This is a genomic window from uncultured Marinobacter sp., assembly GCF_947488835.1.
In the GTDB taxonomy this organism is placed as follows: domain Bacteria; phylum Pseudomonadota; class Gammaproteobacteria; order Pseudomonadales; family Oleiphilaceae; genus Marinobacter.
The window spans coordinates 1,605,333-1,618,079 of record NZ_CANLBK010000001.1 but is presented as its reverse complement, the minus strand read 5'-3'; the positions used below and the strand labels follow the sequence as shown (position 1 = coordinate 1,618,079).

General features: G+C 54.1%; 11 protein-coding genes. 6 read left to right on the top strand and 5 right to left on the bottom strand.

Annotated features, from left to right (window positions below; all coding sequences use genetic code 11):
- Positions 1–166 precede the first annotated feature (166 nt).
- Positions 167–787: a TetR family transcriptional regulator gene (locus tag Q0824_RS07505; protein ID WP_298448971.1), complete on the top strand. Its 621-nt coding sequence runs from the start codon at positions 167–169 to the stop codon at positions 785–787.
- Positions 788–816: 29 nt separating this feature from the next.
- Here Q0824_RS07505 and Q0824_RS07500 read toward each other — a convergent pair whose 3' ends face one another.
- Positions 817–2,259 (bottom strand): wax ester/triacylglycerol synthase family O-acyltransferase, encoded by a 1,443-nt coding sequence (locus Q0824_RS07500; RefSeq protein ID WP_298448970.1) that lies wholly within the window; start codon positions 2,257–2,259, stop codon positions 817–819.
- Between the two features lie 215 nt (positions 2,260–2,474).
- Between Q0824_RS07500 and Q0824_RS07495 the strand changes: the two genes are divergently transcribed.
- Entirely contained in the window at positions 2,475–3,365 is an 891-nt protein-coding gene (locus Q0824_RS07495) for a bile acid:sodium symporter family protein (protein WP_298448967.1), read from the top strand.
- A gap of 7 nt (positions 3,366–3,372) precedes the next feature.
- On the opposite strand, the gene Q0824_RS07490 is transcribed toward Q0824_RS07495, so the two are convergent.
- From Q0824_RS07490 to tmpT, 4 genes are all read right to left on the bottom strand, one after another.
- Positions 3,373–4,932: a SpoVR family protein gene (locus Q0824_RS07490; RefSeq protein WP_298448965.1), complete on the bottom strand. Its 1,560-nt coding sequence runs from the start codon at positions 4,930–4,932 to the stop codon at positions 3,373–3,375.
- A complete protein-coding gene (locus Q0824_RS07485) occupies positions 4,929–6,215 on the bottom strand; it encodes a YeaH/YhbH family protein (RefSeq protein WP_298449562.1) in 1,287 nt (428 codons plus the stop codon). Before Q0824_RS07485 ends, Q0824_RS07490 begins: the two co-directional genes overlap by 4 nt.
- A gap of 73 nt (positions 6,216–6,288) precedes the next feature.
- The gene (locus tag Q0824_RS07480; RefSeq protein ID WP_298448963.1) at positions 6,289–8,211 is read right to left on the bottom strand and encodes a PrkA family serine protein kinase; all 1,923 of its coding nucleotides are present in this window, start codon (positions 8,209–8,211) and stop codon (positions 6,289–6,291) included.
- Positions 8,212–8,450: 239 nt separating this feature from the next.
- Positions 8,451–9,104: a thiopurine S-methyltransferase gene (gene tmpT / locus Q0824_RS07475; protein ID WP_298448961.1), complete on the bottom strand. Its 654-nt coding sequence runs from the start codon at positions 9,102–9,104 to the stop codon at positions 8,451–8,453.
- 74 nt (positions 9,105–9,178) lie between these two features.
- Here tmpT and Q0824_RS07470 point away from each other — a divergent pair, with 74 nt between their 5' ends.
- From Q0824_RS07470 to lpoB, 4 genes are all read left to right on the top strand, one after another.
- Complete coding sequence (locus Q0824_RS07470) at positions 9,179–10,114, top strand: D-2-hydroxyacid dehydrogenase (protein ID WP_298448959.1); 936 nt, start codon at positions 9,179–9,181, stop codon at positions 10,112–10,114.
- A gap of 63 nt (positions 10,115–10,177) precedes the next feature.
- On the top strand, positions 10,178–11,665 hold the full coding sequence (locus Q0824_RS07465; protein ID WP_298448957.1) for a hypothetical protein: 1,488 nt from the start codon (positions 10,178–10,180) through the stop codon (positions 11,663–11,665).
- Positions 11,666–11,717: 52 nt separating this feature from the next.
- Positions 11,718–12,110, top strand: a complete 393-nt coding sequence (locus tag Q0824_RS07460) for a YcfL family protein (RefSeq protein WP_298448955.1) — start codon at positions 11,718–11,720, stop codon at positions 12,108–12,110.
- 12 nt (positions 12,111–12,122) lie between these two features.
- Positions 12,123–12,725, top strand: a complete 603-nt coding sequence (lpoB, locus tag Q0824_RS07455) for a penicillin-binding protein activator LpoB (protein ID WP_298448954.1) — start codon at positions 12,123–12,125, stop codon at positions 12,723–12,725.
- Positions 12,726–12,747: the final 22 nt, after the last annotated feature.

Below are 12,747 nucleotides of genomic sequence, written 5' to 3'. Positions count from 1 at the left end.
ATGTGTACACTTGTTCACATGTTGTGTACGACTGTACACATCGGTTTGTGGGCGCACAACGGCCACTGTTTGTTTGGCGCAATATGACAAGTCTCCGATGCTTTATAGTCCTTGCATGTGTACACTTGTTACTTGGATTCAATGATAACTGCAGTGTGGGCAGGCAATGTCGGAACGAAAAAAGCGCAAACCCGGTGAAACCCGTGAAAAGCTGATGAGTGCTGTGCTCACGCTGGTGGGAAAAGGCAGGCATTTTGCCAGCCTTGGTATTCGCGAGGTGACCCGTCAGGCTGGTGTGGTGCCCACCTCTTTTTACCGGCACTTCCGCAACATGGATGATCTGGGGCTGCAGCTGGTTGATGAGCTTGGGTTAGTGCTGCGACGAATGATGCGGGAGGCACGTGAAAACGTGCTTCAGGCTGATAAGCTGATTGAAGAGTCGGTGGGTATCTTTGTCAGTCACGCCCAGGCAAACCGCAGTTATTTTTTGTTCATGGCGCAGGGGCTGGCGGGTGAGAGCCGGGCTATTCAGGACGGTATACGCAGTGAAATGCGGTATTTTGCCAGCGAGCTGGCGAACGATTTGCGGCGGTTGAAAATGGTGGACCACCTTTCCGATGGCGATCTGGATATGACCTGCGATCTGGTGGTTCGCAGCGTAGCCTTCAGTCTTACAGATCTAATTGGTGTGTCGGCGGATGACGAGTATCAGATAGAACAAATAAGAAAGCGGACATGCCGCTTCCTTCAGCTTATCTTCGTTGGTGCGGCACACTGGGACAGGTAGCCCTGAAAACAGAGCTGCCTGCATTCCATTCAAGGCTTCGTGCTTTTGCCGGCCCGTGCTTTTTTTGGCTTACGTTTGGGCGGAAGTATCAGCTTCTCTAATTCATCCAAAGCTTCGCCGGTGTACACCGCCAGTTTTTGCATGCTGGGCAGGGTATCCCGGCAGCCGGTAAACCCGAAGTTTAACGATCCCGCGTAGCTCAGGCAGGTAATATTCAGCGCGCCTCCGTGTGCAATCAGCGACACCGGATACATGGCTTCCAGCTTGGCACCCTCGTAATACAAGGGCGCCTGAGGGCCGGGTACGTTCGAGATGGTCACGTTGAACACTGGGCGCATACGACCGCCAAGGCCGGATAATAGCTGCAAAATATACGGCGACATCAATAGCATAGTGTATTGGGTGAGGGCGCTTTTGGGCAGCTTTTGCAGGTGTTCCTTGGCCTGGTGTGTGGACGATTTTATGCTCTGCAAACGGGTCAGCGGATCGGATTCGTTTGTCGCCAGAGAGGCGATCATGAAGCTGATTGCCGTGCCCGTGCCCTGATCATCCGCCGGCCGAATGTTTACAGGAATGCCCGCTGTAAGAGCAGTGGTTGGCAGATCGTTTTGCTCTATCAAAAAGCGCCGGAGCGCCGTGCCGCATAGATAAAGAACAATGTCGTTCAGGGACGATTTGGATGCGTGGGCCAGATCTTTCAGGCGATCAAGTTGATAGTGCTGGGTAGCGAAGCGGCGCTGGCCGGTTACCCGGTGATTGATCTTTGAAACAGGCCCCGCAAAGGGGGCAGTAAGGCCCTCTTCCGGGTGGCGGCTGGATTGCAAGAGGCGGTTGCCTGCACGCCAGAGCGTGGGAGCCATGTCGGCCTGCAACTTGACAGCGTCCACCGCCTGAGAAAATACAGAGGGAACGCTTTGTCTGCTCTCTCCCTTGCTGGGCTTCAGTGTTTCTGGGCGCATGGCCCAGGGTGGCAACATGCCGCGTTCATCCGGGTTCGTGCTCAATACCCTTTGAAGCAGGCGCACGCCGCTGATGCCGTCAATCATTGAGTGATGCATTTTGGTGTAAAGCGCAAAGCGGTTGTTTTCCAAACCCTCAATAACGTGGCATTCCCAGAGCGGACGTGCAAAATCCAGAGGGTTGGAATGCAGACGCGATACCAGAATGCCGAGTTCTCTTTCGCCACCAGGCTTAGGGAGGGCTGAGTGGCGAACGTGGTAATCAAGGTCAAGGTTCTTGTCGTGCTTCCAGGCGGGCGCAAGTAGCCGGCCGATCGCGCCGGACCATGCCAGTTTCGAACACCAGGGAGGCGCAATTTCCCCGGTTTCCTTCATGCTGAGCACCATATCGCGCAGGAAGGTGTCCGGTGCACCCTCCGGCAAAGAAAAGATCAGCATGTTGCCGACATGCATCGGGGTGTCTTCGGTCTCTACGGCTAGCCACGACGCATCCAGTGTTCCCAGGCGTTTCATTCCTTGCGCACCTCTGCCCAAAATAGGGGCTTCAAAGTTAGACTTTTAGTTGTTGCTTGCAAGTATACGGGTTGCAGACCATACAGACGATCACCCTGGCGAAAAAAATGCAAGGCACGCCTACGGACTTTTGTTGCTTTCATGCTCCCGAAAGTGGAACGCTTGTGGTAGGTTCACACTATTGAATTAATAAAAACAACAACATCGGAGGCACTGTGGAATCCAGTCCCCTTATCTCAGCAGGTCTGCCGCTCGCGCTGTTTATTATTATGATCGGCATAGGCATGACCCTCACCCTTCGTGATTTTCGCCAGGTGGCTGTTTATCCCAAAGGCATGATCATCGGGACTGTGGCGCAAATCGTGCTGATGCCGCTGGTGGCGTTTGCGCTTGCGTCACTGCTGGCAGTGCCACCAGCCATTGCCGTGGGCCTGGTTATTATTGCCGCCTGCCCCGGAGGAACAACGTCCAACCTCTTTGTATTGCTTGCCCGGGGCAATATTGCGCTATCTATTGTGCTGACGGTCAGCGCAAGCCTGATCACCATTCTCACGCTACCGCTGTTCACCAATATCGCTCTGAAATTCTATATGGGCACGGAGCACGACATTGTATTGCCGGTATGGAAAACCATCGGCATGTTGACGGGTATCGTTCTGTTTCCCGTGGCAATCGGCATGCTGGTGCGCTCACGCAAACCTGAGGTGGCGCGCAAAGCAGAGAGTATTGTGAGTGTGTTCGGTGGTGTTGTGTTGGCGGTTTTGATTGCTGTCATCGTTTACGGCGTGCGGGATGAAATATGGGATCTGTTGAAGCAGGCAGGGCCTGCAACGATTCTGCTTAATGTGGTGGGTATTTTCATCGGTTTGCTCGCAGGCCGGGCGGCGAGCCTGACTCAGCGGGAATCCTTGGCTGTTGCGGTGGAGCTGGGGGTTAAGAATGGCACTATCGGCCTGATGGTCACGCTCACGCTTCTGGAGTCCAGTGCCATGTCTATTCCCGCTGCGGTGTATGGCGTGCTGATGTTTCCTATCGGGTTCTTGCTTGCCATGTATGGCCGGCGCCTTATTCCGAAAGCCGCTCCTGATATTGCGGAACAGGGGTAGGCAGCAGTCAGGGCGTTAATGGCGGTGGGTGCGGGCAATGATACTCTTCGACTACCGTACCCTCGTCGACACTTTCAAGATGCACATCAAAGCCCCAGAGCCTGTGTGCATGGCGCAGTACTTCTTCTGTATCTTTACCCAAAGGTACTCTATCGACCGGCACATGCCGGAGCATCAGCGAGCGGTCGCCGCGTAAATCCACGCTCCATACCTGAATGTTGGGTTCCCGATAACTGAGGTTGTATTGGCGGGCCAGTTTCTCCCGCAGTTCGCGGTAGCCCGGCTCGTCGTGAATGGCCGTTACCTTGTAGCTGTCTTCCATGTCGTCATCTTGAATGGCAAACAGCCGCAAGTCCCGCATGACTTTTGGCGAAAGGAACTGCTGTATAAAACTCTCATCCTTGAAGTTGGCCATAGCAAAATGAAGAGTTTTTACCCAATCAGTGCCGGCGATATCCGGGAACCACTCACGGTCTTCATCGGTGGGCGCTTCACAGATTCGGCGCAGGTCGATGAAGATGGAAAAGCCAAGCGTGTAAGGGTTGATGCCGGAATACCAGGGGCTGTTGAACGGCGGCTGGTACACCACCGCTGTGTGGCTTTGCAGGAACTCCAGCATGAAGCCATCGGTTACCAGGCCTTTCTCGTACATTCTGTTTAACAGGGTGTAGTGCCAGAAGGTGGCCCAGCCTTCGTTCATCACCTGAGTCTGGCGTTGCGGATAAAAGTACTGCGCCAGTTTGCGCACAATCCGGATGATTTCCCGTTGCCAGGTTTCCAGTAGTGGCGCATTCTTTTCGATGAAGTACAGCAGGTTTTCCTGGGGTTCTTCCGGATAGCGCTTTTTGCGTTTTACCGGGTCTTCATCTTCGTCCAATTTCGGGATGGTGCGCCAAAGATCGTTCACTCGGCGCTGCAGGTATTCCTCCCGCTCCTCCTGGCGCAAGGCTTCCTTTGCTGCAGAAATTGGCGATGGCCGTTTGTAACGGTCAACGCCATGATTCATCAGCGCATGACAGGAATCCAGTATCTGCTCAACCGCATCCACACCGTAACGCTCTTCGCATTCGGACACATAATTCCGGGCAAACACCAGATAATCAATAATGGCGCTGGCGTCTGTCCAGGTGCGGAACAGGTAGTTGCCCTTAAAGAAAGAGTTGTGGCCGTAGCAGGCATGGGCAATCACCAGCGCCTGCATGGGCAGGGTGTTCTCTTCCATCAGGTAAGCAATGCAGGGGTTGGAGTTGATGACTATTTCATAGGCCAGGCCCATTTGGCCGCGCTGGTAGCCTTTGGAGGTGCTGAGAAACTGCTTGCCGAAGGACCAATGGTTGTAGCCAACGGGCATGCCAACAGAGCTGTAGGCATCCATCATCTGCTCAGCACTGATCACCTCAACCTGATTGGGGTAGGTGTCTAAACCGAACTCGGCAGCGCACTTGGCGATTTCTTCATCGTATTGCCGGATCAGCTCGAAGGTCCATTCCGAACTGGTGGAAACCGGTTTGCGAATTGCTGGGCTCTCATCATCCGGTGCATTGGGGCGGTCGATTGCATCGCTCATGCCGCTTTCCTCTCAAAGAGCCGGCGGAATACCGGGTAAATCTCGCTCGGATCAGCAATTTGCTGCTGGGCAAAGCTGGCGGGGAATTGCGCCTGTACCTGTTCGTATTCGTGCCAGAGCATCTGGTGATCCTGAGGCGTAATCTCAACATAGGCGAAGTACTGCACCAAGGGCAGGATGCGCTCGGTTAAAAGCTTGCCGCAGATGGGCGAGTCGTCGTTCCAGTTGTCCCCGTCGGAGGCCTGAGCTGCGTAGATGTTCCACTCGGCAGGGGAGTAGCGGGAGTCGATGATCTTGTGCATCAGTTTCAGGGCGCTGGATACAATGGTGCCACCGGTTTCCCGGGAATAGAAAAACTCCTCTTCATCCACTTCCTTGGCACTGGTGTGGTGGCGGATGAACACCACATCGATCTTTTTGTAGTTCTTTTTCAGGAACAGATACAGCAGGATGAAAAACCGCTTGGCGGTGTCCTTGTGCATCTGGGTCATGGAACCGGACACATCCATCAGGCAGAACATGACGGCGCTGGTGGCCGGTTTGTGCTGCTTCAGGTGCTGTCGGTAGCGCAGGTCGATTTCATCAATGAAGGGGATGCGTTTTACATTGGCTTTCAGTCGGGCAATTTCGTCCTCAAGCACCCGGATTTGATCGTCGTGGCTAAAGGCAGCGTCCAGATCGGCAGGCGCGCTTTTGAGGTCCGCAAGCTGAGCTTCAAGTTCACGGATTTTTTTCCTGCGGGCACCACCCAGTCCCAGCCGGCGAGCATGGGCGCCACGCAGCGACCGGATAACGTCGAGCTTGGCGGGTACGCCCTGGGTGCTGAACCCCGAGCGCACATAGTTGAATGACTCGGTATCCTTGAGCTGCTTTCGGACAAGGTTCGGGAGTTCCAGATCATCGAACAGGAAGTTCAGAAACTCGTCCTGGGTAATCTGGAAGGCAAATTCATCCATGCCTTCGCCATCGGGGCTGGCATTGCCTTGCCCCTGACCTTGGCCGCCGCCCTCCGGCTTGGGTAGCCGGTCTCCCGTTACAAAATCCCGGTTGCCCGGGTGCACCATCTCGCGATGACCGCCTTGGCCGTGATGGAAAACGGGTTCATCAATATCCCGCTTGGGAATACTGACATTCTCCCCCCGTTCTATGTCGGTTATCGAGCGCCGGTGCACCGCTTCAGCAACGGCCTTCTTGATGTGATGCCGGTAGCGGCGCAAAAACCGCTCACGGTTCACCGCACTCTTGTTTTTGCCGTTCAGTCGTCTGTCGACAATGTGGGTCATACCCATAATTCACACTCCACTTACACGTTCGGGGCTAAAGCTGCCGGCTGGAATCTCCAGCCCTGCCGCCCTGCTAGTGGGACTTGCGAACCCGCAGATACCACTCTGCCAGCAGGCGTACCTGCTTCTCCGTGTAACCCCGGTCGACCATGCGTTCGACGAACTGTTTGTGCTTGCTCTGATCCTCCTGGCTGGCTTTGGGGTTGAATGAAATAACCGGCAACAGGTCTTCCGTGTTGGAGAACATCTTTTTCTCGATCACGCTGCGCAGTTTTTCGTAGCTGAGCCAGGAAGGGTTTTGCCCTTGATTATTGGCTCGTGCCCGCAGCACAAAGTTGACCACCTCGTTGCGGAAATCTTTTGGGTTGCTGATGCCAGCCGGCTTTTCGATTTTCTCCAGTTCCTCGTTGATAGAGGAGCGGTCGAGAATCTCACCGGTTTCCGGATCCCGGAATTCCTGATCCTGAATCCACAGGTCGGCATAGGTCACATAGCGGTCAAACAGGTTCTGGCCGTATTCGCTGTAGCTTTCCAGATAGGCCGTCTGGATCTCCTTGCCGATAAACTGAACGTAGTGTGGGGCCAGGAATTCCTTGATGAAGCGCAGGTAGCGCTCCTGAATTTCCGGTGCGAACTGCTCCTGTTCAATCTGCTTTTCAATCACATACAGCAAGTGCACCGGGTTGGCGGCCACTTCAGTGGTATCGAAGTTGAACACCTTGGAGAGAATCTTGAACGCAAACCGGGTCGATAGGCCATCCATGCCTTCGTTAACGCCTGCGGCATCCCGGTATTCCTGAATGGATTTGGCTTTGGGGTCTGTGTCCTTGATGTTCTGTCCGTCGTAAACCCGCATTTTGGAGAAAATGCTGGAGTTTTCCGGATCCTTGATGCGTGAAAGCACTGAAAATTGAGCCAGCATATCCAGTGTGTCGGGAGCGCAGGGTGAGCCGGCAAGAGAGCTGTTTTTCAGCAGTTTTTTATAGATCTCGATTTCTTCTGTAACTCGCACGCAGTAAGGCACCTTGACGATATACACCCGATCAAGAAATGCTTCGTTGTGCTTGTTGTTGCGGAAGGTTTGCCATTCCGACTCGTTAGAGTGAGCCAGAATTACGCCATCGAATGGCACCGAACCCATGCCCTCGGTGGTGTTGTAATTGCCTTCCTGGGTTGCGGTTAACAATGGGTGCAGCACTTTGATGGGCGCTTTGAACATCTCCACAAATTCCATTAGGCCCTGATTGGCTTTGCACAGGCCGCCACTGAAGCTGTAGGCATCCGGATCATCCTGGGAGTAATCCTCCAGCATGCGGATGTTCACCTTGCCCACCAAGGCTGAAATATCCTGGTTGTTGTCATCACCCGGTTCTGTTTTCGATACGCCAATCTGGTCCAGAACAGAGGGGTACTTTTTCACAACACGGAATTGGCCAATGTCGCCGCCAAACTCGTGCAGGCGCTTGACGGCCCAGGGCGACATAATGTTCTTCACGTAGCGCGCGGGGATTCCGTATTCTTCTTCCAGAATGGCAGCGTCTTCTGCCGGGTCAAAAAGCCCGAGGGGCGATTCGTTAAGCGGGGAACCCTTGATGGCGTAGAAGGGAACCTTCTGCATCAGGTATTTGAGTTTTTCCGCCAATGAAGATTTACCGCCGCCAACCGGCCCCAGCAGGTAAAGGATCTGTTTCTTTTCTTCCAGGCCCTGAGCTGCGTGCCGATAAAAAGACACTATGTTCTCTACAGCTTCTTCCATGCCATAGAACTCGGAAAACTCCGGATATCGCTTGATGATTTTGTTGGAAAAGATGCGCGACAGGCGGGTGTCGCGGGAGGTATCGACAAATTCGGGTTCGCCGATGGCGATCAGTAATCGTTCTGCGGCCGTGGCGTAGGCCGTTGGATCCTTCTTGCAGATCTCGAGATATTCCTCGAGGCTGTATTCTTCTTCCTGGGTGCTCTCATACCGGTTTTTAAACTGCTGCAGTATGCTCATGGGTAGCCCCTCGCTCGCTGTTTTTCAGCTTTTAATACACGCAATTTCCCCGTTGGAGTTACGGTCGCCATGCAGGCGATTCGTTTTGGTTATGGGTGGATGGAATCAACATTTACGGCCGGCCGCGATCTGTGTCGGGTTTCGGCCTGCTCAACCTGAGCTTAGTTCACGGTCATCAAGTTGGACAGGCAGTAAATGGTTAAGGTTCATTAAATTGTGTTATTGCCGAGGCTCCAGCCTCAGCGTTTGGTAAGCTGGAAAACACTCTCCGTAGCACTGGCAAGGCCTTTACGTTTGGTGAACGGATTGTCGCTGGCAAGGGTGTTGGTAAGAACACGCTTGATGTCATAGTCATCGCGGTAGAGCTCGTGAACTTCATCATCGCTCACGTTGAATGGCGGCCCGGTGATGCTTGCTTTGTAATCCAAAGTAATGAGTAGAATACGAGTGTTATCGGGGATGATGGCCGTAAGATGGTCTACATAGGCCTTGCGCATTGAGGGGGGTAAGGCGATCAAAGCCGCGCGGTCATATACCAAACGGATGTGTTGCAGGTCCGCTGGCACCAGTTGAAAGAAATCACCACACCAGAGTTGCAGGCTATCGTGCGCGAAGGTGGTAAATGGCTCGCTTGGGTGCACCATGGCCTTCTCGCCAGCCTCAGCAAAGAAATCCTTGCAGGCGATTTCACTCAACTCTACGCCGATGACCGGGTGCCCGCGATCATGCAGCCACCACATATCGTGGGCTTTGCCGCACAAAGGCACCAAAACACCCTCGGTGCCGCCGCCAGAGAGTTCGGGCCAGTGGTCGTACAGGTATTTGTTCACGGAGCCTTCGTGGAAGCCGATTTCTTTTTTGCTCCAGCGTTCGTGCCAAAAGTCATGTTCCATGGTTGTCGCTCCCTTACTTGGACGTTTGATTCAGTCTACCCTAATCTTTGCGCATATTGACGAAGGACAAACCTATGAAAGCCGTGTTTCTTGATGCCACAACCCTTGGCAACGATGTAGATTTGACCCCCATTGAGCGGGTTACCGGCGGCCTGGTGAAGCATGGCGCGACATCACCCGGTGACGTGCTTGAGCGAATTCGGGGCTTTGATACGGTGTTGGTGAACAAGGTGGTGCTTGCCCGGGAGCATATCGAACAATGCCCGGAGCTGAAAACCATTGCTGTTGTCGCCACCGGGTTGAACAACGTGGATCTGAAGGCGGCAAAAGATCACGGCATTCGAGTGCTTAATGTTACGAATTACGGGCGTTCAACGGTGGCACAGCACACTATGGCACTGATGCTGGCACTGGCAACTCGCCTGTTGGATTATGATCGCGATGTGAGGGCAGGGCGCTGGGGAAGAAGCGACATGTTTTGCCTGATGAACCATCCGATCCTGGAGCTGGAAGGCCGAACTCTGGGTATCATCGGCTATGGCGACCTGGGGCAGGGGGTTGCTGAGCGGGCCAAAGCCTTTGGCATGAGGATACTGGTCGGTGCTCGCCCCGGGCAGGCGGCGGGGGAGGTTGACGGCTACTCGCGGATACCGCTTGATGAGTTGCTGCCACAGGCAGACGTGCTCTCGCTGCACTGCCTGCTCACGGATGAAACCCGACATTTGATTGGTGCCCGTGAGTTACAGCTGATGAAGCCGGATGCCTTGCTGATAAATACCAGCCGTGGTGGCCTGGTAGACGAGCAGGCGCTTGCCGACGCACTTCGCAATGGTGTTATCGGAGGCGCCGGATTTGATGTGTTGACGGAAGAGCCGCCGCGAAACGGCAACCCGCTACTCGTTGATGGAATTCCGAATCTGATTGTTACCCCGCACTCAGCATGGGCCAGTCGCGAAGCGCGGCAGCGGATTGTAGAGATTACCGCGCATAATCTTGCATCGGCTTCTTGATGGATCAGCGGGCAGGGGGCGATAGAGGGTGACAGGGGGCTATGGTTTGCAAGGTATGACGGTTTGATAAAACCTTGGCACGTGGTTTTTGCAGTCATTGCGGCGGCCGTCCTTTCAGGATGTTCTACAGCACAGCATCGTGACCAGTTGGCCTTATTCAACTCAGCCTATGCTACTGGAGACTACCGCTCCGCACTGAAGGCTGTGAGCTTTAGCGAGCCCGAAAACAAGCCAGTGGATGCCGAGGCGCACCTGCTCGAATTGCTGCATCAGGGTGAAATGTACCGCCTGACCGATCGCAACAGTGAATCTATAGCGGCTTATGATCTGGCGGAAGAGGGAATGAAAAACCTCGACACGGCAGGGCTGCTTGAAAACACCGTGGAAGGGTTGATGGCGGTGATGGTTAACGACTCCGAGCGCGACTACAAGGCGCTGATGTCTGAGGCGGTTCTGGTCAACACCTATAAAGCACTGGCTTTTCTGGCTGAGGGCAATAATGACTACGCCAGAGTGGAATTTAATAGAGCCAATGATCGTACCCGCCGCGCCGTCGACTTTTTCCGCAAAGAAATCGCGGAGCAGCAAGCAGTGCTGAAAAATGAGGCCCTGAGCGGAAACAAAAAAGCCTCTATGGTTCAAAGCAGCCTCGACAGTAAAAGTTTTCAGTCGGCGGTTCAGAATCGCTACGGATCATCCTCGACCTGGTCGGTTTTCCCCGAATTTATTGTGCCTGCAAGCACCTGGCTCCATGGCATCTATTTCCTGGCAAATGCCGAAGGCGGCGCTGATTACGAACGTGCTGCCACCTCACTCAAACGGGTGGCTGAAATGAGCCCGCAAAGCGCGGTGTTGCGAGCCGATGCAGATTTGGCGATTGACCTTGCCTCCGGTTCCCTGAGTCGGGCAGTCTTGCCTTCTCAGGTGTGGGTTGTGTATGAAAACGGGTTGGGACCGGTGCTTCGGGAAGCGCGCCTCGATGTGCCTTTATTGTTGCTTCAGGGCAACCAGCAAGTGCCGGCCTATTTTGGTATTGCCTTGCCTGAATACGCTGAACGCTCAGCTATACCTGGAAGTATTGGTGTCTCAGACGCAGCTGGTCAGGTGGTACGAACTAAACGAATTTCGGATATGGGCAAGGTGTTTCGTACCGAAATGAAAGAGCGCTTTCCGGGTGTGTTGGCCCGGGCCGTTACATCGGCGATTGGCAAGGCGGTTCTGCAAAAGGAAGCTGCTGACCAGTTCGGCCCAATAGGGCAGCTTTTCGCGACCGTGTTAACTATTGCAACAACCCAGGCTGATTTGCGCAGTTGGCAGGCATTGCCCAACCATTGGCAGGCCGCTCGCATTGACCGCCCGGACAATGGGCGTCTGACACTGTTGGGCCATCGGGGTGAGGCATTGGGTAACCTGGAAATTCCACAACAGCCCTTTACCCTGGTGTATGTTAAGCAACCGACCTCACAGGCACCGGCAACGGTCATAATCATGGATTTGCAGGGTAAAACGAATGCGACGTTTGCACGCTTTCCCAAGGAGCATGAACCTTGACGGGTTTTCCGGATCAAGTAGTTCAATACACCAGAAAAACAGGATGTTCGTTATGAAATCGTTATTCTTGGCCAGCATGCTGGTTCTTGGTTTGGCGGGCTGTGCCACTCAACCAGAAACCAACAGTACTATGATCGACCGACAAGAACTGAGGGTCGATCCCGAAGTGGTCTATACCGCAGATGTGACAGAACTCTTTAAATCGAGGCTGACACTGCCCGATGGCGGCAGCCTACTGCAGGTGCAATTTGCTGTGGAAGCGAGATCACACACTGAGCTGGGGTGGAAGGTCACCTGGTTCGACGACGTCGGTATGGTGGTGAAGGGTGTCGGCGAGAGCTACCGCCAAGCGACACTGCTAACTGGCCAGACCCGCTATTTTAAAGCGACGGCTCCGCATGCCCGTGCCACCAGCTTCCAGTTACATCTTCGTGAACCTAAATAAAAGGAAAAACCAATGTTGATACGTGCCCTCGCCATCTCCGCCGGTATTGCCGTTTTGGCCGGCTGTGCCGCGCCCACCCGTTATATTGATCCGGCCGCAGACGATGGCCCGGTAGCAATGACCATGGATTACCGGGACTTTGAAAAAGCGGCAACCGACGCTGTAGAGGATATGCTTTCCAGCGGTGCCGTGAACAACCCGGACGGCAGCCGTTACATCATGGTGGTAAGCCGTATTACCAACGACACCATGCAGCGCATTGATACCGACCAGCTCACCAAAAAGATTCGTGTGTCATTGCTACGCTCTGGCAAGGTTGTGACCACTACCGCTGTTGGCCTCAACGGTGCGGAAGATGAAATGAATATGAAGGCGCGTGAATTGCGTGATTCTGAAGAATTTGATCAGTCTGGCGTGCAGCGCAAAGGCACGCTTCAAGCGCCTGACTTGAGCCTTTCTGGAAAGATTCTCCAGCGTAACCACAAAGTCGGAAAAGAGCAGCAGGTGGAGTATTACATCCAGTTGTCCCTGACAGAACTGGCGTCTGGCCTGGCGATTTGGGAAGGTGAAACCCCCATCATCAAACGGGGTTCTGACAAGTCGGTTTCCTGGTAGCCTGTTTTCCTTAAAACAGAAA

Bases quoted from the DNA above. Each gene is read 5' to 3' on its own strand.
- Q0824_RS07505 (WP_298448971.1), top strand. From the start codon at position 167: ATGTCGGAACGAAAAAAGCGCAAACCCGGTGAAACCCGTGAAAAGCTG.
- Q0824_RS07500 (WP_298448970.1), bottom strand. From the start codon at position 2,259: ATGAAACGCCTGGGAACACTGGATGCGTCGTGGCTAGCCGTAGAGACC.
- Q0824_RS07490 (WP_298448965.1), bottom strand. From the start codon at position 4,932: ATGAGCGATGCAATCGACCGCCCCAATGCACCGGATGATGAGAGCCCA.
- Q0824_RS07485 (WP_298449562.1), bottom strand. From the start codon at position 6,215: ATGACCCACATTGTCGACAGACGACTGAACGGCAAAAACAAGAGTGCG.
- Q0824_RS07480 (WP_298448963.1), bottom strand. From the start codon at position 8,211: ATGAGCATACTGCAGCAGTTTAAAAACCGGTATGAGAGCACCCAGGAA.
- tmpT (WP_298448961.1), bottom strand. From the start codon at position 9,104: ATGGAACATGACTTTTGGCACGAACGCTGGAGCAAAAAAGAAATCGGC.
- Q0824_RS07470 (WP_298448959.1), top strand. From the start codon at position 9,179: ATGAAAGCCGTGTTTCTTGATGCCACAACCCTTGGCAACGATGTAGAT.
- Q0824_RS07460 (WP_298448955.1), top strand. From the start codon at position 11,718: ATGAAATCGTTATTCTTGGCCAGCATGCTGGTTCTTGGTTTGGCGGGC.
- lpoB (WP_298448954.1), top strand. From the start codon at position 12,123: ATGTTGATACGTGCCCTCGCCATCTCCGCCGGTATTGCCGTTTTGGCC.